Annotated in this window: 23 protein-coding genes; 20 read left to right on the top strand and 3 right to left on the bottom strand. The window is 56.5% G+C overall.

Translation table 11 applies throughout. The annotated features are described in order from the left end of the window. Nucleotides 1-34 precede the first annotated feature (34 nt). A complete protein-coding gene (locus KXG62_RS24555) occupies nt 35-250 on the bottom strand; it encodes a hypothetical protein (RefSeq protein WP_218094663.1) in 216 nt (71 codons plus the stop codon). A 95-nt stretch (nt 251-345) separates the two neighbouring features. Between KXG62_RS24555 and KXG62_RS24550 the strand changes: the two genes are divergently transcribed. From KXG62_RS24550 to KXG62_RS24515, 8 genes are all read left to right on the top strand, one after another. Further along, entirely contained in the window at nt 346-687 is a 342-nt protein-coding gene (locus KXG62_RS24550; protein ID WP_218094662.1) for a thioredoxin family protein, read from the top strand. Nucleotides 688-711: 24 nt separating this feature from the next. After that, nucleotides 712-1092 carry a kinase-associated lipoprotein KapB gene (gene kapB / locus KXG62_RS24545; protein WP_218094661.1) on the top strand — a complete coding sequence of 127 codons (381 nt, stop codon included), beginning with the start codon at nt 712-714 and terminating at the stop codon, nt 1090-1092. A 23-nt stretch (nt 1093-1115) separates the two neighbouring features. After that, nucleotides 1116-2495 carry a sensor histidine kinase gene (locus tag KXG62_RS24540; RefSeq protein WP_218094660.1) on the top strand — a complete coding sequence of 460 codons (1380 nt, stop codon included), beginning with the start codon at nt 1116-1118 and terminating at the stop codon, nt 2493-2495. Nucleotides 2496-2511: 16 nt separating this feature from the next. Then, nucleotides 2512-3177: a response regulator gene (locus tag KXG62_RS24535; RefSeq protein ID WP_218094659.1), complete on the top strand. Its 666-nt coding sequence runs from the start codon at nt 2512-2514 to the stop codon at nt 3175-3177. A 78-nt stretch (nt 3178-3255) separates the two neighbouring features. Continuing rightward, on the top strand, nt 3256-4332 hold the full coding sequence (locus KXG62_RS24530) for a Gfo/Idh/MocA family protein (RefSeq protein WP_218094658.1): 1077 nt from the start codon (nt 3256-3258) through the stop codon (nt 4330-4332). 7 nt (nt 4333-4339) lie between these two features. After that, a complete protein-coding gene (locus KXG62_RS24525; protein WP_218094657.1) occupies nt 4340-5050 on the top strand; it encodes a trimeric intracellular cation channel family protein in 711 nt (236 codons plus the stop codon). Beyond that, nucleotides 5043-5522, top strand: coding sequence for a hypothetical protein (locus KXG62_RS24520; protein ID WP_218094656.1), 480 nt, complete (start codon nt 5043-5045; stop codon nt 5520-5522). The genes KXG62_RS24525 and KXG62_RS24520 overlap by 8 nt, the downstream gene beginning before the upstream one ends. Before the next feature lie 141 nt (nt 5523-5663). Further along, nucleotides 5664-6401 carry a YhcN/YlaJ family sporulation lipoprotein gene (locus KXG62_RS24515; RefSeq protein ID WP_246627621.1) on the top strand — a complete coding sequence of 246 codons (738 nt, stop codon included), beginning with the start codon at nt 5664-5666 and terminating at the stop codon, nt 6399-6401. Nucleotides 6402-6471: 70 nt separating this feature from the next. Here KXG62_RS24515 and KXG62_RS24510 read toward each other — a convergent pair whose 3' ends face one another. Further along, nucleotides 6472-7173, bottom strand: coding sequence for a response regulator transcription factor (locus KXG62_RS24510; RefSeq protein WP_218094655.1), 702 nt, complete (start codon nt 7171-7173; stop codon nt 6472-6474). Nucleotides 7174-7410: 237 nt separating this feature from the next. On the opposite strand from KXG62_RS24510, the gene KXG62_RS24505 reads away from it, so the two are divergent. Together KXG62_RS24505 and KXG62_RS24500 are read left to right on the top strand one after the other, a co-directional pair. Then, nucleotides 7411-7605, top strand: a complete 195-nt coding sequence (locus tag KXG62_RS24505) for an aspartyl-phosphate phosphatase Spo0E family protein (RefSeq protein WP_218094654.1) — start codon at nt 7411-7413, stop codon at nt 7603-7605. A 108-nt stretch (nt 7606-7713) separates the two neighbouring features. Continuing rightward, nucleotides 7714-7935 carry a hypothetical protein gene (locus KXG62_RS24500; protein ID WP_218094653.1) on the top strand — a complete coding sequence of 74 codons (222 nt, stop codon included), beginning with the start codon at nt 7714-7716 and terminating at the stop codon, nt 7933-7935. Between the two features lie 40 nt (nt 7936-7975). On the opposite strand, the gene KXG62_RS24495 is transcribed toward KXG62_RS24500, so the two are convergent. Then, complete coding sequence (locus KXG62_RS24495) at nt 7976-8290, bottom strand: winged helix-turn-helix transcriptional regulator (RefSeq protein WP_218094652.1); 315 nt, start codon at nt 8288-8290, stop codon at nt 7976-7978. A 313-nt stretch (nt 8291-8603) separates the two neighbouring features. Here KXG62_RS24495 and purT point away from each other — a divergent pair, with 313 nt between their 5' ends. The 10 genes from purT (at nt 8604) to KXG62_RS24445 (ending at nt 22650) form a co-directional block, all read left to right on the top strand. Beyond that, complete coding sequence (purT, locus tag KXG62_RS24490) at nt 8604-9785, top strand: formate-dependent phosphoribosylglycinamide formyltransferase (protein ID WP_218094651.1); 1182 nt, start codon at nt 8604-8606, stop codon at nt 9783-9785. 169 nt (nt 9786-9954) lie between these two features. After that, entirely contained in the window at nt 9955-10740 is a 786-nt protein-coding gene (locus KXG62_RS24485) for a TIGR00266 family protein (RefSeq protein WP_218094650.1), read from the top strand. Nucleotides 10741-10801: 61 nt separating this feature from the next. Further along, on the top strand, nt 10802-11080 hold the full coding sequence (locus KXG62_RS24480; RefSeq protein WP_246627620.1) for a hypothetical protein: 279 nt from the start codon (nt 10802-10804) through the stop codon (nt 11078-11080). A 282-nt stretch (nt 11081-11362) separates the two neighbouring features. Further along, entirely contained in the window at nt 11363-13075 is a 1713-nt protein-coding gene (locus tag KXG62_RS24475) for a sensor histidine kinase (RefSeq protein ID WP_218094648.1), read from the top strand. 3 nt (nt 13076-13078) lie between these two features. Beyond that, nucleotides 13079-14644, top strand: coding sequence for a response regulator (locus KXG62_RS24470; protein ID WP_218094647.1), 1566 nt, complete (start codon nt 13079-13081; stop codon nt 14642-14644). A gap of 270 nt (nt 14645-14914) precedes the next feature. Further along, nucleotides 14915-15622 (top strand): ABC transporter ATP-binding protein, encoded by a 708-nt coding sequence (locus KXG62_RS24465; protein ID WP_218094646.1) that lies wholly within the window; start codon nt 14915-14917, stop codon nt 15620-15622. After that, nucleotides 15606-16655, top strand: coding sequence for an efflux RND transporter periplasmic adaptor subunit (locus KXG62_RS24460; protein ID WP_425517375.1), 1050 nt, complete (start codon nt 15606-15608; stop codon nt 16653-16655). Before KXG62_RS24465 ends, KXG62_RS24460 begins: the two co-directional genes overlap by 17 nt. Before the next feature lie 11 nt (nt 16656-16666). Further along, on the top strand, nt 16667-19609 hold the full coding sequence (locus KXG62_RS24455) for an ABC transporter permease (RefSeq protein ID WP_218094644.1): 2943 nt from the start codon (nt 16667-16669) through the stop codon (nt 19607-19609). 13 nt (nt 19610-19622) lie between these two features. Beyond that, complete coding sequence (locus KXG62_RS24450; protein ID WP_218094643.1) at nt 19623-20519, top strand: ATP-binding cassette domain-containing protein; 897 nt, start codon at nt 19623-19625, stop codon at nt 20517-20519. A 1-nt stretch (nt 20520) separates the two neighbouring features. Next, nucleotides 20521-22650: a hypothetical protein gene (locus tag KXG62_RS24445; protein WP_218094642.1), complete on the top strand. Its 2130-nt coding sequence runs from the start codon at nt 20521-20523 to the stop codon at nt 22648-22650. Nucleotides 22651-22676 lie beyond the last annotated feature (26 nt).

Here is a 22676-nt window from a genome sequence, read left to right as displayed (position 1 = left end):
GACGAGCGCTCATCCTTCTTTACCATAAGGCCGATCAGCTTCCGCCGGTACGGCGCCGTTGGTTATTCGGCTTTTTGTTGTTTTGGCTGCGCATGGTGGCTTCATTGCCTGCGCGCAGCGGTCCGCTGCCTTTACCGTCTTGCTGCTGCTTTTTTTGAGCGAGCTTGTTTTTAATCGCGTCCGCCAAGCTTACTTTGCGCGGCGCGTCGGGAGCAGCCGACGTATCATTCGTATTCGTGGAGTCCGACATCGTATACACCTTCCCTGTCCAATATAGTTTCATTCTACCGGATAGAAGTGCCCGGAAGCAATACTTTACTATTCAAAGAGTTCGGAGGAGAGCGGATGAGGCTGCAGGAATGGTCGGAAGCACAGCTGCTGCAATGGATGGAAGACCCTGCGGCCGGGAGCGGGACCGAAACGCGGTATGTGTATTTTTACACGCCGCTTTGCGGCACATGCAAGGTCGGCGAGCGGATGCTGGAGGTTGTGCTCGAGCTGGACTCGCGGCTGCCGCTGGGCAAATGCAACGTGAACGCGTGCCGTACACTGCCGTTCGAATGGCAGATCGAAAGCGTGCCCTGCCTGCTGCGGCTGAACGGAGGAAGGGCCGGAGAGCGAACGTATCGCATGGGATCGGTCGACGAGCTGTACCGTTTTATGAAACAAGAAGAATCATCATCCTAAACGAAGCAACGGGAGGAACCCCTAATGAACCATGCAGGATTCACCGCCGGCAGCCTGGTCCGGGCGTCATACAAAACAGGAGAGTATATCGGAGAAGTGGTCGAACAATCGTCGCCGGCGAAAGCGGCCGTCAAAATTTTGGCGGTTGTCAAGCATCCGAAGCAAGGAAATTTACATCATCCGGATAACCCGGACGTCGCGTTCTTCCATCAGCGGCGCGCGCTCAGCTACCAGGAAATCGCGCTGATGCCGATCGAGACGATCCGGCCGTATCAAGGCAGCGTTCCCGATTATCATCAATCGCTGCAGCAGGCGCTGGAGGCCGATATGGAAGAGATGCGGCGAACGATTCGGTTCGCAGAGAAGTGCCTGGCCGAGCTGGAGCAGCTGAAGAAAGAATATTAGAATGACGGTCGGGAGTGACAGCGATGCTGTTTGTGCTTATCGGTTTGTGGACAGTGGGCGTGCTCCTGCTGGCAACGGATCCGAAGCGGCCGATCACCCGCTGGCTTAGCGCCATCGCCTTTACGGGCGGCAGCGGCGGGCTGTCGGCAGTCATGGGGGATCACGTTATTCCGTATGCGTTCGAACGGCAATGGCTGACGGCGCCGGTAGCGCTGGTGCTGGCCAAGGCGGAACTGGCGAGCTCGCTGCTGTGCTATTACGGGCTGCCGTATACGTTCCTTATGTTTGCGATTCATTATTATCCGGATTACCCATTATGGGATCGGCGCGCCAAACGGCTCCTTCCATGGCTGCTGATCGTCCCGCCTGCGGTATCCTTCGCCTTTGAACCGATGCGGGGGGACCCGATTCCGTACCGCTATGTCATTTTTTGGGCAACGCCGTATATTATCGCCGGAACGGTCATGCTCATTCATTCGATCTTACGCGAGCGCAATTCATTTTTGCGCCGTAATCGGCTGCTGACGACAACGGCCGCTGCGCCGCCGCTATGTTTTGCCATGTTTACGTTATACGTGCTGCCTGCGTTTTTTCAAATGTATGAGCTGTGGCGGTATAACGCGTGGGTGATTGCGTTTACGCTCGCGGTGATTATCGGTTCCAGCTTGCGCTACGGGTTTATGGGCCTGCAAATTTCGATCCAAAACCAGAAGCTCGATTATACGCTGCGCGCCATTACATCAGGAACGTCGATTCTGAATCACGCGATCAAAAACGATGTCGGCAAAATCCGGTTGTTCGGCGAAAAAATCAAATCCGAAGCGGAGGAAGGCAACGCCTCTCCTGAGCAGGTCGTGCAGGACGTCGAAGTCATTATGGCTGCCTCGCAGCATATTTACGATATGCTGTACCGGATCCAGGGGCAGACGCAGGAAGTGGAGCTTCGTCTGGAGAAGCTTCGCCCGGCAGAGCTGCTCAGCGAATGCCTCCGCATGCTGGCGCCGCAGCTGTCCTCCGTCGAAGTGAAAGAACAGTACGTCTACAAGGGAGCACTGATCGGCGACAGGGCGCAGCTGACGGAAGTGTGGACCAACGTGATGACCAATGCGCTCGAAGCGATGCCGCAGGGCGGAAGCCTGACGGTCCGGCTGACGGAAACGAAGCGTAAAATCGTCGTTGAGATCAAAGACAGCGGAAGCGGGATGGACAAAGCGCAGCTGAAACGCGCATTCGATCCGTTCTATACGACGAAGAGCGGGAAAAAATTAAACTTCGGCTTAGGCTTGTCGTACTGTTATAATATTGTTCATAAGCATAAAGGCACGATGAATATTCACAGCAAGCCCGGACAAGGAACGAGCGTATTCATGCAGTTCCCGAAAAACAAGCGGCTGCCGGCCTGAAAGGAGTGGGACCGAGATGGAAACGAATGCTCCGAAAATTCGCGTATTCATTTGCGAGGACGACCCGGACTGGCTCAGAGGACTGAAGAGCTATCTGCAGAAGGAGCCCGATATCGAGATCATCGGCGAAGCGTCGACCGGTGAAGCGGGCGTAGCGTTTCTGGAGCAAACGGAAGCGGACGTCGTGCTCATGGACATCATGATGTCCGATAACCCGGAAGGCTTGTGGGCTGCCGCGGAGATCGTCAAATGCAGCGGCGCGCGGGTCATCATGCTCTCGTCGATGGAGGAGAAGGAAATGATCTTCGAGGCGTTCAAGGCTGGCGCCGTCGATTATATGGTGAAGTCGAACTTCACCGAGATTCCGCAGGCGATCCGCAGCGCGTACCAGAGCCGCAGCGCGATTCACCCGAGCGTGGCCGCCCAGATGAGGGAGGAGTTTCGCCGGCTGAAGCAGCTGGAGCACGAGGTACGGTTGAAGGAGCTCAAAAATTTGCTGACCCCGACCGAAATCCAAGTGCTGGATTTGATTGAAAAGGGCCATACGCAGACGCAAATCGCCGACAAGTTCGTCGTCTCTATCCGGACGATCAAAGTGCATGTCGGCCATATTTTGAAAAAGCTCGGCGGAAAAAGCAGCAAAGAGGCAGCGCAAAAAGCGAAAGATATGGGGATTTTATAAATTTCCTTTTGGTGGTATAGTAGGTACTGTTTGATATGACGTATTGATCTTATTTCAATTGGAGGCATGAGAGGGAGCATGAGTGCGAACGATAACATTCAAATCGGCATCATTGGCGCCGGCAACATCGGCAACGTGCATATCCAGGAATTCAAGAAATTGGCGGATGTCGATGTGGCGGCCGTAACCGACGTGTACCAGCCGCTGGCGGTGGAGAGAGCGAGCAAGTACGGGATTCCGAAAGTGTACGAATCGTATCAGGAGCTGGTGCAGGACCCGAGCATCGATGCCGTCATCGTTTGCGTGCCGAATGAAGCGCATGCGCCGGTAGCGATCAACGCACTGAAAGCCGGCAAGCATGTGCTGCTCGAAAAGCCGATGGCGGTCAATGCGGCGGCGGCCAAGGAAATTGTCAAAGCGCATCGGCAGTCCGGCAAAACGCTCATGATGTCCCATCAAAGACGCTGGGAATGGATCAACCTGCAAGTGAAGGAACAGATCGATAAAGGCGCCCTCGGGCAAGTGTATAACGTCAAAACCGGATGGATGCGCCGTAAAGGCATTCCGGGCTGGGGCACCTGGTTCACGCAAATGAGCAAATCGGGCGGCGGCCCGCTGATTGACATCGGCGTACATATGCTTGACCTGTCGCTCCATTTCATGGGCGGCGCCAAGCCGGTCTCGGTATTCGGCACGACGTATGCCGAATTCGGTCCGCACAAGCGCGGCATCGGCACCTGGGGCAAGCCGGATTGGAACGGCTTCTACGATGTGGAAGATCTGGCTACGGCGCTGATCAAGCTGGATAACGGGGGCACGCTTACGCTGGACGTCAGCTGGGCGGCGCACACGAGCTTCCAGAACAATGGCGCATACGTGCACTTGATGGGAACGGAAGGCGGTGCATCGCTCGGCGACGGCAAGGGACGCTTGCATACCGAGCTCTTCGACCGTACCGCGGATGTTGAGCTGACAGCTCCGACAGCGGATGAAGGACCGCGCGCACGGATGAGCCGCCATTTCATCGAATGCGTCCGCACCGGCCAGGAGCCGCTGACTTCGGCGATGTCGGGTCTCGCGAATAGCCTTGTGCTTGAAGCGATCTACGAATCTTCCCGCACGGGCAATAAGGTCGACCTGGATTGGAGTCTGTAAGCTTGACATGGAAGCGCTGCTAGAAATCAATTTGCAATTATTATTCAGCATCATCGGCACGATCGCCTTCGCGGTATCGGGGGCGGTCGTCGCCATGGAAGAAGAATACGACATCCTTGGCGTATTCGTTCTCGCGCTCGTAACGGCATTCGGCGGCGGTGTCGTCCGAAACTTGCTGATCGGCATCCCGGTGACGACCTTATGGGAACAGGGGCTGTATTTGCGAACCGCCGTCATTGCCGCATTTCTCGTGTTTATCGTTCCGGTCGGCTGGATACGTAAATGGAAAACATGGGAGACGTTCTTCGATGCCATTGGTCTGTCCGCTTTCTCCATTCAGGGAGCGATGTATGCGGCGCAAATGAACGTGCCGCTCAGCGCCATCATGGTAGCCGCGATGCTGACCGGCATCGGGGGCGGCATGATTCGCGATGTGCTCGCAGGCCGCAAGCCGCTTGTGCTGCGCGATGAAATTTATGCCGTGTGGGGGCTGGTGGCAGGTCTTGTCATCGGTCTTGGCGTCTTGGAAGGCCCTGTGCCGGTATTGTCTCTGTTCTTCGCGGTCGTTGCCCTGCGCATGTTGTCCGTACAGCTCAAATGGCGGCTTCCGAGGCGGTCGCTGCGCCTGCAGGACGAGCTGCCGGCGCAAGTTTCATCGGCCGCAGCAGCGCGAGCATCCGGTATTCCCGACACTAAGGAGGCGGCTAGAGGTGAGTGAATCATGGCAGGACAGCAAGCGCGTAGCTTCGGCCTCCATTGCCGATAGGCTGGAGACCGTCAAACCGTTGAAGGAAGATGAGCTGGAGCTGTATGAGATTGCCAAGGACAAGGCGACAGGGGAGCATTATCTTCATTACGCTTACCTGCACCGCAATTTGGCCGCGGCGGGTCCCGGATCTGGGCAAGAAGAAATATTTCATCATCTGATGCCGCTCGGCAGCGACGATGTGCTCGGCATTCTGTTCAGCGGTGCGCCGTATGCTTATCCGGAGCACTGGAGCAAGCCGTTTCTGCGTAACGGGCCGGAAGGCGATTACGTATGGTTCGATCCGACTTACACGGATGAAGAGGCACGGCATGAAGCGATCGGCAAAGAAATCGAAGAACAGCTGCGCTTGTTCAAGCAAGCGGGGGAGCTGTCTCAGGAAGAAGTCCGCAAGCTGCTCGAACGGCTGGACCGGCAAGAATAAGCAATCGAAGTCTAAGGGGTTTCCTCGGTTACGCGAGGAAGCTCCTTTTTTCTTGCTGCCGCATATTTTCCCGAGGTTGATTCATCCTAAAGGAGAAAGCGTGAACTTGCGCGAGGCTGCAAACAGGGAGGACTCTACAGGATGAATATGGCACAACGCCGCAACCGCCGGCTGCTGCTGGCATTATGCATCGCCTGCACGTTAACGGCGGCAGGCTGCGGAGGCAACCGGCCGCAACAGAGCAGACCGGGAGGCGGTCTGGAAGATGGGCGGCAGCAGGCAATGTTTGACCGCGATTCCCGCAATAATGAGAATCCTTCATTAGGCGTCAAGGAACGCTGGGTGAACGAACAAAACCAGAAACAAACGAACGAGGCGGGCAACCGGTATCCGCTCGACCCGAACAATCCGCTCTTGTCGAAGTCGATCCAATTCGATCCGCAAGTGGCGCAGAAGCTGATGAGCTTGCCGGGCATTCAATCCGCCCAGGTACTGGTGACGGAAGCGAATGCCTTTGTCGCCGTCGTGCTTGACGGACATAACCCGGATGCGGAAGCGTCTCCCGAAGTGACGAGCAACCCGGTTCATTCCAAAGGCGGCGTGGGATTGTTCGGAACAGGATTGAAGCCGGAGCGTATTTCGTGGACGGAGCACGGAGGGCTCTCGACTGAGACGGCTACCGAAATCCGCAAGCAGACGCAAGCCTTGTCCCAAAAATCATTCAAACAAATTTTCGTGTCGGCGAACCCGAATTTTGTGCAGCGCGTTCGGTTTTATGGCAAAGAAGAGAAGGAAAAAGGGAATCTGTACGACTATTTGAATGAGTTCAACACGATGGTGCAGCACGTATTCCCAATCGATACGAATACGCGCAAATGAGCATCGGAATCACGACGAACGCCGCTCCCGGAGCAACCGGGTAAGCGGCGTTTATTGTGGAAAGGAAAGTTTAAATTTCAAATTTATAGCCGACGCCCCACACTGTTTTGATATGCTTCGGTTCTTTCGGATCGATTTCGACTTTTTTTCGCAGATTCGTAATATGGACGTCGACCGACCGTTCCGTTACGAACGAATCGATGCCGCGTATTTTATTCAGCAGCTCTTCGCGGGAAAACACTTTGCCGGGATTCAGCCAAAAGTTTTTCATAATTTCAAACTCGGAAAATGTCGTGTCGACCGGATGGTTGTGAAGAAAAATGCAGCGTTTTTCCAGATCGACGACGATATCTTTCATCGGGACGCTTTTGATCACAACGGCAGGGGCATTACGTTGGGAGTGGACCGGCATGGCCGAGCGGCGAAGGAGCGCGCTTGTCCGTGCAGCCAGCTCCCGCATGCTGAACGGCTTGCACAAGTAATCGTCGGCACCGGTTTGCAGCGCATGGACCCGTTCGGACACCTCGTTCTTGGCGGAGACGATCAGAATCGGAACGGAGGAGCTTTCGCGAAAATACCGGCACAGATCGATTCCGTTTGCGTCCGGCAGCATCAGATCAAGAATAACGACGTCAGGATCATGCTCTTGAAACAGCTGTTTCGCCTGCATCCCGTCGTTCGCGCAATAAACCGTATATTGGTCTTCGCTTAAATAGATGGATATCATATCCGCAATACTTTGATCATCCTCTATCAGCAAAACGACAGTCATCCGTTTCACCTCGAATTGTTAGGAAAATGTTAAAAAAATTCATTGCCGGAAAACAGCGGGTTACAACTTATTAAACGTTTGCCGTTCATAATAAGCATTAGAAAGCCGATTGAAGGAAGGACGACTTGCTCGCACAGGGACGGGCAGGAGCAGCCTGAGTTATCCTTTATAAAGAACATCCGCCATCCGAGACATCGCGTCTTTCAAATTCAAGTATGTATGAAGGGGGACAAGCATATGTTAATCTGTGAACATTTGGAACGGCAAATTCGCAGTTGTATCGACGATCTGGACTCGCTTGTCAACGGGCAAGGCTTCGCTCTCACGGACGCGAACGTGCTGGAGAAGAGCATGGAGCTGGACAAGCTGATCGTTCAAGCCATGAACCGCTCGTGTCCTCTCCGGAAACGGGAAGACGCCATAATGCATTGAAATCATACATGAAAACATAGATGCATGACGATCCGAGCCGATGGAAATACCAAGAAGAGCAACCGCGGTAGGCCGCGGCACTGTATCTTGGAAGGAGGCGTGGATCTCGTGAACAGCTGTTATAAAGTGCGCGCTTGCTGCAATACCGCCGGCTGCGCATATACGGATCATATCGATATTATTCAGACGATCAATCATGAATCGTCTTTTTCTTTTTCCATGTTCATGAACGCGCTCGGCGACCGGGAAGGCGCAGAGACATGTCCCGTTTGCGGGCAGCCGCTGCACTATTACCCGGTCACGAATATCGCGGAGCCGACGTATCATTAAAGGCCGGGCGCGTCCTTGAAGGAAAAAAGGGACGCGGGAACTATACCCACGTCTCTCCCCATTGCTGCACTTCGTCCATCACGGGACGAAGCGCTTTTCCTTTTTCCGTAAGCTCGTATTCGATTCGTACCGGCGTTTCGGGATATACATGACGGGAGATCAGACCGGCCGCTTCCAATTCTTTAAATCGCTCGGCCAGCATCCGGTCGCTCATTCCGGGAATCATTTCGGATATATCTTTGAACCGGCATGGCCCTTGCAGCAGCACGCGGATGATCAGTCCGGTCCAGCGTTTGCCGAGAATTTCGAAGGCGGCTTCAAATTTGGGACACATGGAATGCAGTTGATCTGCCATTGCCTTTCACCTCTTTACATTACATTTTAGCATAAGCTACTTGACAAATGTAAGCTTTTTTGTAACAACACACTAACTAATAGTAATCTACTATTATTTTAACACAAAAACGGCGAATTCCCTAACGATTCGACTTGCGGAGCGGGGAGCTGGGCCCTGCTATCACATATTTGCTCCAAATTTGGGGCGTCCGGCGTACATTGCATAAATTTGGGTTGAAAAAAGCTGTCTTTTACAGTATAAAAGCGTTAGGCAAAAAAATGGAACGATTTGCTCGCACTCATTCAATGGACCTACTAGGAGGAATATCTTTATGTACGGAGCTCCCTTATCGGGACAAGCTAAAAAAATGATGCTGCTCGGCTCGGGCGAACTTGGAAAAGAAGTCATCATCGAAGCGCAGCGGCTGGGTGTCGAGACGATCGCAGTCGACCGGTACGCCTCGGCACCTGCCATGCAAGTTGCTCATCGCTCTTATGTCATACATATGCTCGACGGGGAGGAACTGCGCCGGATCATTGAGCAGGAGCGGCCTGATTTGATCGTGCCGGAGATCGAAGCCATCGCGACGCAAACGCTTGTCGAACTCGAACGGGAAGGCTACCGGGTCGTTCCCACGGCCAACGCCGCCCGGCTGACCATGGACCGCGAAGGCATCCGCCGTCTTGCATCGGAGACGCTGGGCTTGCCGACGGCGAAATATGCGTTTGCCGACAGCCTGGAAGAGCTGAAGGCCGCTGTCGCCGAGATCGGTACGCCATGCGTTATTAAGCCGATCATGAGCTCCTCCGGCAAAGGGCAGAGCGTATGCCGTACGCCGGACGACGTGGAGCATTCGTGGAACTACGCGATGGAAGGCGGGCGCGCGAAAATGACGCGTGTCATCGTGGAAGAGTTCATTCGCTTCGATTCGGAAATTACGCTGCTCACCGTCCGCTCTGTGTCCGGTACGACATACTGCGCGCCGATCGGCCATATTCAGAAGGACGGGGATTATATCGAATCGTGGCAGCCCCATGACATGAGCGAAGCGCAAATCCGCGAGGCGGAACACATCGCCGGCGCAATTACCGAGGCGCTGGGCGGCACCGGGATTTATGGCGTCGAATTATTCCTCGCGCCGGACAAAGTATATTTCAGCGAAGTGAGCCCGCGGCCCCACGATACGGGGATGGTGACGATGGCTACGCAGGACTTGTCTGAATTCGCGCTGCATGTGCGGGCGATTCTAGGGTTCCCGATTCCATCGATCCGGCTGCTGACGCCGGGCGCTTCGTATACGCTGAAGGCGGACCGCGAGTCCGCAAAGTTCCGTATCGGCGGATTGGAAGAGGCGCTCGCCGTGCCGAATTCGCAGGTGCGCGTGTTCGGTAAGCCGGAGACGAAAGTCGGACGCCGGATGGCGGTTGCGCTGAGCTCCTCCGACGATGTCGAGCAGGCGCGGAAGCAAGCGAAAGAAGTGGCGTCCTGCTTGCGGATCGAATACACGGAATAATGAATGAATGCGTCCAGCGCGGAGACTGCTCCAGAATGAAACCGCGCTGGATTGCATAACGTATGGATTACGCGGAAGCTTCAACGAAATCCCGCAGCTTCCATCGAATGGACGGCCAGAACGATCGAATTTGAACGGATCGAATCAACGAACTTGAAGGAGTGGGATCATGAACGCTCATGAAATTGATTACCGCATTAGCGGAACCGAAATGCAGTACGTGGAGATTGAACTGGATCCCGGAGAAAGCGTAGTCGCCGAAGCGGGCAGCATGATGATGATGGATCAAAACATTCAAATGGAAACGATCTTCGGCGACGGCAGCAATCAAGGGTCGGGGCTGATGGGCAAGCTGTTCGGCGCAGGCAAGCGTCTGCTGACCGGCGAAAGCTTGTTCATGACGCTGTTCACGAACCGGGGCCGCGGCAAGGAAAGCGTCAGCTTCGCTTCCCCGTATCCGGGGCGCATTTTGCCGATGGATTTGACGACGCTTGACGGCAAGCTGATTTGCCAGAAAGATTCCTTTTTGTGCGCGGCCAAAGGCGTATCGATCGGCATCGACTTCCAGCGCAAGCTCGGAGCGGGCTTTTTCGGCGGCGAAGGCTTTATTATGCAAAAGATCGAAGGAGACGGCCTCGCGTTCGTTCATGCAGGGGGCGCGATTTGCGAGCGCGTACTGCAGCCGGGCGAAATGATTCGCGTCGACACCGGGTGTCTCGTCGCCATGACGCAGGATATCGATTATGATATCGAGTTCGTCAAAGGAATCAAGACCGCGCTGTTTGGCGGTGAAGGACTGTTCTTTGCAACATTGCGCGGACCGGGACGCGTATGGATTCAATCGCTTCCGTTCAGCCGTTTGGCCGACCGTGTCATCAGCGCGGCGGGGCCGGGCGGACGCAAGGAAGAAGGCAGCATCCTGGGAGGCCTCGGCAATTTGCTTGACGGCAAGTAATAAAAAGCGATATCATTCTTAGTACAACCTAACCCAAGATGCCAATACATATTCGAAAGAGGTGCTCAACTTGGCATATCAACCCCAGGTCGTCGATGCCAAAATCGTAAGCAACAATCCGAAAACCGGATTGTTTGAAATTGTAGCGCAATTGAAAGATCGTACGGTTTGCCGTCTAATTTACGGTAAAGATGTGGAAGGCGCAACCGTGCCGACGCATATTAACCGACTGTTAAAAGAACCGTGCCCGATTTGCCGCAAAGACTTCCTTTGCAACTGCATGACCAAATTCAAAGAGGAAATCTCGTCTCAGGCACTGGAGATGGCGGGAACCCCTTAATCGGTCGATACCGGTGCGGGTCGGGTCACGGCCGTCGTTTCGGCCGAGGCGAGGCGTTCTTTCCGCTCGGATGAATGTGCCGCCGACCACCCGGTCAACAAAGCCCGTGGGCATCTAGCCCCACGGGCTTTGTTGTACAACGGATGAATACGATTTCATCGGAGTTGGATGACCCGGAGCTTGGGGGAGAAGCACCGGTGCAGAGCGAATGGCGCTCCATCGTTTAGGCCTTGGCTTTGATCAGAAAGTTTTCTTAAGTCGCATCACGGGAGACGGAACGACATGCTTCGTTTGCTTATTTACATCGGAGCGGTATGCACGCTCCTATTGACCGGCGCCGCAGTTCTGGTGTACATGCAGGCGGCTTCCCTGGTCCGCGAACAGACGGAGCGGCAGATGCGCTGGACGCATGAACAAATCGCGCAGCGGCTGCAGCAGACGGTATTGGAGCTGGACCGCACGATCCGGCTGCTCGCCGCCGACGGTGCCGTTCGGCGATTTGCCGAAAGCGGATTCAGCCGGGAATCGGAGGAGCCGGGAGACAGGGACGCGCTGGACGCGCTGATTCGCCGCCAGGCAGCCCAGTTTCCTTATATTTCGGAATTGTGCGTGACGCAGGACGAGGCGGGCCTCTCGCTGTGCAATCAAGCGGGAAGTGAAGGTTCGGCGCTCGGCACGCGCATGATTCCTGCGATCGCTCGCAATGAAAGGCTGCTGTATGCCGTCTCGAATACGACCGGACGCGAGTCGGAACCGGTCAAGGAACTGATGTATGTCATGCCGATTACGGAGAGAGGAACCGGCGTGGTGAAAGGGACGGTCTCGCTGTCGCTGAATACCGCGCGTCTGTTGAAGGATGCGGCGGGAGAGCAGCTGCTCAGCGGCATGGCCGTATTTAACGAGCGCGGTCAGCTGCTGTACCGGTACCAAGCGGCGGAACAACCGGCGATAGCCCGGCCAGGTCCGGGCACGGAGCGGGGCAGCTTCGACTACTGGGACCGCGGCCGTTTCGTGTCCCAGAAGCTGCTGGAGCTTCCGCAAGCGGTCTGGTATTCGCGCGCGGAGATGACGCCTCCGGGCTTGCTGACGGGCAGCCGCGGCGCCGTGCCGCTGGCGCTTGTCTTTACGCTGACGCTGCTGGCCGCCTGCGCAGCAAGTGCCTTCTTGTACAGGCGTTATTATCAAGCACCGGTCGAGCATCTGAGACAATTGATGAAGCGGGCGGAACGCGGCGATTGGAAGGCGTATTGGGTCGGGAAAAGCAGTACCCTGCAGGATCTCGGCGGCAGTTACAACCAGATGCTGAACCGGCTGGAGGAGCTGATCCGCCAGGTGAAGCGGGAAGAAGCGCTCAAGAAAGAGGCGGAAATGGAAGCGCTGCAATACCAGCTCAATCCGCACTTTTTGTACAATACGCTCAACACGATCAAGTGGGTGGCCAAGCTTCATAAGACGCCGCAAATTTCTGAGGCAGTCACCGCGCTTGTACGGCTGCTGCAGGCGAGTCTCGGAAAAAAAGGCGATTTCATTACCATTAAAGAAGAAATCGGCTTGCTTCAAGATTATATGGAAATTCAGCGATTTCGTTACGGCGATAAAATACGGCTGGCATGCACGGTCGAAGCGGGAGCGAATGACTGCTTGCTGCCGTGCATGCTGCTTCAGCCGCTCGTGGAGAACGCGATCGTTCACGGCATCGAGCCGGCCAAGCGGGAAGGCTGGATCCGGGTGAGCGTCAGCCTGGACCTGAAGCGCAGCCTGCTGATTTGCGAGGTCGAAGACAACGGGATCGGCCTGATCGAGGCTAAGCCGGAGAAGGCGGATGCGCTTGGCGCTGCCGGGGTCCGCGAGCGGATGAGCGGTATCGGCGTGCGGCATATTCGGGAGAAAATCAGGCTCTACTACGGCAGCGGATATCATCTGCATATGATCGGGAAGCCCGGCGAAGGGACCGTATGCCGGCTGACGCTGCCGATCCATCAAATCGGGGGATAGCGCATGAACGTGTTGGTTGTGGATGACGAGCCGATTATTCGCCAGGTGCTTCGGACGATGGTCGATTGGGAATCGGAAGGGCTCCGGTGGTATGGAGAAGCGGAGGACGGCATGGAGGCGTGGGAAGCGGTGCAGGCCGGTGAGGTCGATATCGTCGTGACCGACATCCTCATGCCCCGTATGGACGGGCTGGAGCTCGTACGGAAGCTCAGCGGCGGGACACCGCGCGTTGCGATCGTCGTCCTGAGCTGCTTGGACGATTTTCAATGCGTAAAGGAAGCGATGAAGCTCGGTGCGCGGGACTATATATTGAAGCCGACGATGGAGCCGGAGAGTCTGGCCGCCGTGCTGCGCGAAGCGAAGGAAGCGCTGGCGCGCGAACGTGCGGAAGCGGAGGAGCTGATCCGCTTCCGCAGCCAACTGGAGCGATCCCGGCAATCGCAGGCCGGAGCGGAGCTGCGCCGTATGCTGGAAGCGGACACGCCGCCGGACGAGGCGTCGTTCGGACGTCTGGTTCGGCAGCTGGAGGCCGTCTCCGGTACATATACCAGCTGCATGGTTTATTTGGCTGCCGGCGTGCCCTGGACAGCAGCGGACTGGTCATCTTCCGACGCCATCGCAGTCATTCCATGGAGCGAGCGCCAAGCAATGTTTATCTTCGCGGAGCACACGGCCTCGGAAACGCCGGATGAGAGGCTTCGGCCAGAGCAGGCGGTTGCCGCGCTGCAGCGGCTGGCGGAGCAGCGGGCGGCGTCGCTGGTTACGTCCAGTCATATAAGCGTCGTCCCGGGAATTCGCGGCATCGGGGGATTGCGGGGCGCCCTGATGCGGCACCGCAGCGAGCGGGAGCATTTCTTTTATGGAGACGGGTGGATAACGGAGGAGAACGGGAGAGCGGAAGAGGAGGGACTGCTTCCGCATGCGGAAAAGCATAACCTCTTGCGGGCACTCTCCGGAGGCAACGGCGAAGCGGTGATGCATGCGTTGGCGGAAATCGGCAGCCGAATCCGGACGCGCCGGCCGGCCTCCGAGCTCGTGTACGATTATTTTCAGGAGCTGCTCAGCCTCTCCGCCGCTTTTGCGCGTCAGCATAACGAAGGACTCGATCTGAACGAGTTCGCCAGAGCGCACTTGTCGCCGGAAGCGCCGCGGCGGCATCTGCGGATTGAGACGCTGCTTCGGGAGACGGAGACCGCGATGACCGGTCTGCTTGAGCTGCTGAGCGGATCGGGATATGAATGGATGGAATCGCGCAACCCTTTTATCCGCAAAGCTTACGAATATATGCAGGCCCATTACCATTTACCGATCAGCACGACGGATATTGCCGACCATGTCAGGCTAAGCCGCAGCTATATCAGCGATCTGTACGGCAAGGAGACGGGACAATCTTTATCCGAGGCATTGACCCGCATCCGCATGGACGCGGCGAAGAAGCTGCTGAAGAGCGGGGACCGCAAAGTGTACGAAATCGCCGAGGAAGTCGGCTTCAACGATGCGAAGGCGTTCGCCAAAACGTTCAAGCGAATGGTTGGCTGTACGCCGAAGGAATATGTGGACCAGCTGTAGGCCGGCAGAAGGAACGAACGCGGCATCACGCTCGGGTCATTGGCCGGATTTATTTCAACAGAGCTGGAAGTCCATTTTATGCACGGCTTGACGGTAATATCCTCCGCATGCCGTCCGCTCTGTCCCGGGCTTATCCGGCATGCTGGCGGGCTCCCGAATGCTCATCCAACAAAAAGACACCTTTTCGAACAAAAAGGTGTCTTTTTTTATGCCGTTCCAAACATTACTCTAATAGATAGAGAACGCTTACATCGGAAGGGGGCAAGCATCTTGAATGTTCCGTATCGTCTACCTGAAACCGAGCCGATTATCGAGGCCGTCGGCGTCACGCGCACGTTCGGCAAAGGATCGGCGGCGGTCCATGCGCTGCGCGGAGCGAATCTGAGCATCGCGCCCGGGCGCCTTGTCGCGCTCAGGGGCCGGTCCGGCTCGGGCAAAACGACGCTGCTTAACATGCTCGGATCGCTCGACCGGCCGACGGACGGCGCGATTTATTTCAAAGGGAAGGACATTACCGGGTGGTCCGACAAGCAGCGCAACGAGCTGCGCCGAACAGAGCTCGGTCTGATCTTCCAGTCGTTCGCGCTCGTGCCTTACATGTCCGCTTACGAGAATGTCGAGTTCGGGCTGCGGATCGCGGGTATTGCCGCTTCCAAGCGGCGGGAATATGCCGAGCAGGCGCTCGATTTTGTCGGCCTCAAGCCGAGGATGAAGCATCGTCCGTTTGAATTGTCCGGGGGCGAGCAGCAGCGCGTGGCGATTGCGCGGGCCATTGCGCACCGGCCTTCGCTGCTGCTCGCCGATGAGCCGACGGCGGAGCTCGACAGCCGCATGGGGCTGCAGGTGATGAAGGTGTTCAAAGATTTGGTGCAGCAGGAGCGCATGACGATCATTTTGACAACGCATGACCCGGCCATCATGGAGATCGTCGATCAAGTATATGCATTGGAGGATGGGCACATTGTGGAACAAGGTTAACGCTGCCGGCGGGCGGCGGCTATGGACTCCGCTGGCCTTGACGGTGGCGCTGTCCGCCGTTTTATCCGGCTGCAGTCTGCTTCCGAGAGAGGAAGAGGCGCTGAAGCCGCCGCTGGTCAAGCCGGTGAAAGAAAATTTCGAGCTGTACGAAGTGAGGCGGGGCAACATTACGAAGCAGGTGACCGGTGTCGGTACGTTTGCTTCGGACCGGCTGCAATATTTGTATTTTCCCGAATCGGGCGGACGGCTTAATGCCATGAACGTATCGCTTGGTACGAAAGTAGCGGTAGGCGACGTCATTGCGCAGCTGGAAACCGGCGATCTGGCCAGCAAGGTCAAGCAGCAGGAGCTCGTCGTGGAAAAAGCCAAGATTTTGCTGGAGCAGGCGAAAGAAGAGCAGCGCGGCGACGCGGCGTCGATTCGGCTGAAGCTGCTAGACGTGCAGAAGGAGCAAATTCAGCTCGATCTGCTGAACGGCCAGCTGCAGCGGGCCAAGCTCGTCTCAAGCGTCGACGGCATTGTCACCTTCGTCGATCCGATCAAGCAGGGCGACCCGGTGACGGCGTACAAGACGCTGGTTACGGTATCGGATCCGAAACGAATGAAGCTCGTATACGAGTTTTCCAATTTGGCCGACTTGACGGGCATACAAATCGGCATGCAGGCGGACGTGAAAATCAAGGGCAAGCCGTTCCAAGGCCAGGTCGTGCAAATTCCCGCCACGGCGCCGCAATCCGACGTGAAGGCGGTCAATGACAAAAATGCCAAAACCGTCGTCATCTCCGTCGCCGATCTGCCGCCCGAAGTATCTATCGGCAACAATGCCGATATTACGATCGTCACGGAGCAAAGGGAAAACATACTGATCATACCGAAGGTCGGGCTTCGTTCCTACCTCGGCAGAGATTACGTACAAGTGCTGGAAGGTGACAGCCGCAAAGAAATCGATGTCGAGAAAGGCGTCGTCTCTTCTACCGAAGTGGAGATCCGCAAGGGGCTCAAGGAAGGCCAGAAGGTGATTTTAAACAATTGAGGTGACGCTTCGTGGCGTTATTGGTCATGATGTTGCGCAAGATGGTGAAGAACAAATGGCTGGAGCTGAGCTTGCTGCTCGGGCTTGTCATTTCCGTGGGACTGGCGAGCAGCATGCCGATCTACACGAACGCCATCCTGCATCGCTTGTTGATTAAAGATTTGGAGCTGCTGCAGACCGATTCGGAGCAATATCCGGGCGTGATGTGGACATCGGTATACTCGACGAGCGAGCTGGGAGCCGAGGAAACGGTGAAACGGATGCGCGAGGCCGACCGGTATATGAAGGAGACGATGCTCCCGCGCCTCGATCTGCCGATCAAAAGCTATATGATCGAGCGGGCGACGGACCGCTTCAAGATGAGCCCGGTCGATCCGGACCGGGTGGACCCCGAAGTCAACCGGGTCGCCGATATTGTCGGCATGAGCGATCTGGAGGCGCATGCGGTGCTGAAGGACGGACAGTGGCCGAAGAAGGAGCCGGTGAACGGGACATACGAGGTGCTGGTCGTGGAAGAAGCGCTGACCAATTTCAAAATGGTCGTCGGCAACGAGTTCGTCATTTCCGACGAAGGGGCCAACCCGCTGCGCTTCAAAGTCGTCGGCGTCATCGACCGCAAAGCGTATGACGACCTGTACTGGTACAATTATTTGTCCAGCTATCGGGGAAGCTTCCTGCTGCCGTTCGAAACGTTCGAGCAATCGTTCATGGAAGAGAAGCTGGCTTTCGTCCGTTCGTCCATCTGGTATACGGCGGTCGATTACAATGCAATGGAGCTCAGCTCCATCGGCAAATTCGCTTTCGCGTATAACGGTGCCGAGGCGTTCCTGGACGAACGCTTTGACAACGTATCGATGAAGGCGCCTGCATTGCAAACGATGGCAGGGTATTACGCCAAAGAAGAAAAGCTCCGCGTCATGCTCTGGTCGCTTAACGTTCCGGTCATGATCATGCTGGCCTATTACTTGTTCATGGTGTCCAACCTGATTACCGACCGCCAAAAGACCGAAATCGCCGTTCTGCGCAGCCGTGGGGCGAGCAGACTGCAAATCGTCGCAAGCTACTTCGTCGAAGGGCTGCTGCTAGGTGCGCTGGCGCTGGCGATCGGGCCGCTGCTCGGTCTGCAGCTGACGAAGATGCTGGGCGCCTCCAACGGCTTCCTCGAATTTGTTCAACGGGCGGCGCTGAAGGTGAAGCTGACGGAGGACGCGTATCAATACGGCCTGGTTGCCGTGCTTTGCTCCATCGTCATGACGATATTGCCGGTGCTGTTCGCGACGCGGGCGACGATCGTCGGCCACAAGCAGCAGATGGCGCGCCAGCACAAGCATTCGTTCTGGCACAAATATTTTATCGACATCGCGCTTGTCGGCGTCGCGCTGTACGGGCTGCAATCGTTCAGGCGGCGGATGGGCGACTTGCAGGCGCTCGGGCTGGACGCTTCGGACCTGCAAATCGACCCGCTGCTGTTTCTCGTTCCGGCGCTGTTTATTTTAGGATCCGCCTTTTTGCTGCTGCGGATTTATCCGTTCCTGATCCGGCTGCTGTACGCCGCGGGACGTAAATGGTGGCCGCCTTCGCTGTATTCGACGCTGCTCCAGGTCGGACGCTCGACGACGCAGTACCAGGCGATTATGGTGTTCCTCAGCGTCACGCTCGCGACAGGCATGTTCAGCGCCAGCGCGGCAAGGACGATCAACAAAAATGCAAGCGAAAAAATATTGTACGCCAACGGCGCCGACATCGCGGTGAAGATCAAATGGGAGGACGACGCACCGATCGCGGGAGCCGGCGAAGACATGGACGAAGCGGACAGCGGCGACGAAGAAGCTCCCGCCGCACCGGTGACGCCGACCGTGCCGATTCCGGTCGTGAAGAAGAAGGTGCAGTATTCCGAGCCTCCGTTCCTGCCGATGACGCAGCTTCCAGGCGTGGAGCACGCGGCCAAAGTGTTCGTGAAGAAGGATGCGTCGGTGACCGTCGGCAAAGAGAAAGAAACGATCACGATGATGGGCATCGATACGGATGATTTCGGATACACCTCCTGGCTGCGCAACGGCCTGCTCGATCATCATTTTTACGATTATTTGAATTTGATGGCTTCTTCGCCTTCCGCCGTCTTGATCTCCCGGTCGATTGCGGACCGGTTCCACCTGAAACCGGGCGATACGCTGTATGCGGGCTGGAACGGCGTGGAGAGCGCCATGTTCAACATATACGGCATTATCGATTACTGGCCGTCCTGGAATCCGAACCCGAATTTTAACGATAAGACGCCGTCGTCCGGCTCTGCAGCGGGCAATGCCAAAGCAGCGCCGAAGATCAAGTACCCGATGCTCGTCGTCGGCCATCTCTCGTATATTCAAAATAACATGGCGCTGGAGCCTTACGAAGTGTGGCTGAAGATGAAGTTGGAGGCGAGCAGCCAGCAGCTGTATCAGGCGATGGAGGATAAGGACATTCCGGTTTCGGAGCTTACCGATTCGAAGCAAATGCTGATCCGCGTGAAGAACGATCCGTTCCAGCTCGCGATCAACGGAGTCATGACGCTCGGCTTCCTCATATCGATCATTATCAGCTTCTGCGGCTTCCTGCTGTATTGGGTGCTGTCCTTGTCGGGGCGCGTGCTGCAGCTTGGCATATTGCGGGCGATGGGGATCTCGTTCCGGCAGCTGATGGTCATGCTGGTCGGCGAACAGTTGATGACGTCCGGCGCGGCCATTGCCATCGGCATTTTGCTCGGAAACGTGACGAGCCGGCTGTTCGTGCCGATGTTCCAGCTGTCGCTGCAATCGTCGTCGCAAGTGCCGCCGTTCCAGGTTACCTTCGATCCGCGCGATCAAATGCAGCTGTATATGATCGTCGGCATCATGCTGGCGATCGGGCTGTTCATTCTCGGGTCCATGCTGTCCCGGATCAAAATCCATCAAGCCGTCAAGCTTGGCGAGGATTAAGGGAGGCTATGCGTTGATACATTGTGACAACCTCGTGAAAATATATAAAATCGCCGACCTTGAAGTCGTCGCGCTGCAAGGGCTCGATCTGCACGTCGACCCGGGCGAGCTGATGGCGATTATCGGCAACAGCGGCAGCGGCAAGTCGACGCTGCTCAACATGCTGGGCGGCCTCGACCGCCCTTCGGCGGGGCAGCTGCTCGTGGACGGGAAAGATTTGCTCAAGTTTACCGAGAAGGATCTTGTGAAATACAAGCGGGAAACGGTCGGCTTCGTCTGGCAGAACAATGCGCGCAACCTGATTCCGTATTTGACGGCGCAGGAAAATGTCGAGCTGCCGATTCTGCTGAAGGGCAGGAGGAAGCGGGAACGGGCGATCGAGCTGCTGGATGCGGTAGGGCTGAGCCATCGCCGGGGCAACAAGCTGAACCAGCTGTCGGGCGGCGAGCAGCAGCGGGTGGCGATCGCCATTGCGCTGGCCAATCAGCCGAAGCTGCTGCTGGCCGACGAGCCGACCGGTTCGGTCGATACGAAGATGGCCAATCAGATTCTCGACCTGTTCCGCGAATTGAACCGGAATCTCGGGCTGACGGTCGTGATCGTAACGCATGACCCGTTACTTGCCAAAAAGGTCGATCGCGTCGTGGCGATCCGCGACGGCAAAACGTCGTCGGAAATCATACGGAGGAAATCATACGCCGACGAGCTGGCCGAGCTGGAGCAGGGCGCTCAGCAGTCGGAGGAGGAAGAATCCCACGTGGAATATGCCGTCATCGACAAAGCGGGACGGCTGCAAATTCCGTCGGATATGCTGCAGACGATCGGCCTGAAGCAGTCGAACAAAGTGAGAGTGCAGGTGGAGGACGGCCGCATCGTGCTGCTGCCTCCGGAACAGAAGGAGGAACGCTAAATTGTACCGATCGAACAAGGTGAAATGGGCGCTGATCTGCCTCCTCGCCGCCGTCCCGGCTGCTGGTGCGGGACCTGCGACGGCTGTGAACGCCCAAAGCGCGGCATATCAGCGCGACGTATTGTCCGCAGCGCAGCAGCTCCCTTTGGTATATGTGACGAAGAACGCCTACTTTGAGTTGAAAAATGCGGTCATCCTGCCTTCCGAAACCGGAAACATGTTGTTTTTTACGATGACGGTCGATAATGGGGAATCAGCGGCGCTGTCGTTTCTCGACTATTGGGTGCGCGTGGGCAGCAAGAGCGGAACCGAATTCGAAGCGCAGCTGCTGCCCCAGGACAAGGCCAAGAAAGACATTCCCGCGGGCCAGCGGGTCGACTATTCGTTCTACGCCCCAGTGAACGACAGCGTCACGCTCGGCGACTTGCAATTCCGGGTTACCCATTGGAACTACAACTTGGCTGCGCTCGAAGAGACGGTCGGTTCGATTGCTTTCCCCAACGATGCGGACTCGGTGCTTTCCGCGCCGAGCGACAGCCGTACGCTCAATTTCGGCAGCTTCCCGGTGGAAGCGCAGGTTACGAAAAATTACGTGCAGGAGAAGGAAGCGCATTTGAGCCCGAGGCTGATGCTCAAGCTGACGAATCGCGGCGGGTCCAGCTTGAAGCTTCCGGGACTGCAATACGCGCTGCGGACGGCCGGCGGGGCGTCTTACCCGCTGGAAGCGGTCGTGCCTGCGGATAAGCAGCAACTAACGCCGGAGGTATCGGTTGAGATTCAACTGAAAGGGACGCTGCTTCCGAAGTCGGCGGCCACAGGCGAATGGGAGGTCGTCATCTCCCAGCCCGTCTCGATCACGAGCGATCAGAAGCTGAATTATCCGATCGCGTCGCTCACCGTGCCTGCGGCGGCGCTGGAGACGATTCCGCTCGGCAGCCCGGTCGACTATACGAATTTGACCGGAACGTACCGGCTGCAGGTGGAGAAGCTTCAGCGGATGCCCTGGGAAGATCAGGATATCTTGAGCGCCGATTTGACATTGACGCACCAGGAGGCCGCTTCGCTGCCATTCCCAGAGATGAAGGGGTATTATTTGCTCGACGACGGGGTCAAGATTGAGGCGAAGGCGATCCGTACGGACCGCGCGGCCGGCTTGCCTCCGGGCGTTCCGATGCATGTGCAGTTCGCGGCCAAAATTCCGTATGCTTACCCGTATTCGGCGGCCCGTCTCGTTGTGCAGGAGAAGGTCAATGAGCAGACTGTGGAAGAAATGGCCCAGTTTGACATGCCCTTGACGGGAACGGGACTGAAGGCGGTTGCACTCGGCAGCAAGCAGCCGATTACCGGGGCCGGCCGCAGTGCGATGTACGCGCCGAGAGCGGTCAATTCCTACGCGGATGATTCGTCCCAATGGTTCGAGGTGCAGCTGGAGACGACGAATTTGGAGAAGCGGTCATCTGCGCTGCCGAAGGTCGCGGCTTTTCTGAAAACGCCGGATGAACGGCTGTTCCCGATGAAAATCCGCGAAGTCAAGCAGAAGCTGAACCCTTCCGGCCAAGCCGTACAGTCGCTCACGGCCAAGCTGCCGAAAGATATGGATCGTGCCGGGCTTAAGCTAATTGTTGGCGAAGCGGTGACCGACACGCATTGGACCGGCTTGGACGAGAAGGCGGACGCCTATTTGAACGCGGTGGAGATGGAGCTTCCCGAGGAACAGCCGGGACCGAAGACGAATTTGAAAAATATCGAGTTTTTCCCGTATAAGCTCACCATCTCCAAACTGCAAACCCAGCTCGATAACAAAGCGCTTCGCATCAATTTCGATTACAATCTGGAAAAAGACACGTACTATGAGACCGCCAACGATGGCCAGCGTCTCATCATCCAGTTCCAGGACGCGGCCCGGAACGTGACGATCGAAGAAGTGCTCTATCTTGAATCCAAGCCGGGCGACGACGATAAGAAGGTCGATCTGGGACTGCATGAATACAAAATAACGAAATCCGATGCCGACCTTATTTATAAACTCGTGTTCATGAAAAAGTACAATGTTTCGGTATTCTCCGAATTTCAGGGAAAGCGCAAGCTTCTCGCCACGCAAAACCTGGACTGGTTCATTACGGTCGATTAGAAAGCAAGAACAAGCACTGCGCGGTA

It is taken from the genome of Paenibacillus solanacearum (genome assembly GCF_910593845.1).
Taxonomy (GTDB): domain Bacteria; phylum Bacillota; class Bacilli; order Paenibacillales; family NBRC-103111; genus Paenibacillus_G; species Paenibacillus_G solanacearum.
The sequence above is the reverse complement of the archived record's forward strand: the minus strand, read 5'-3'. Positions and strand labels throughout refer to the sequence as shown.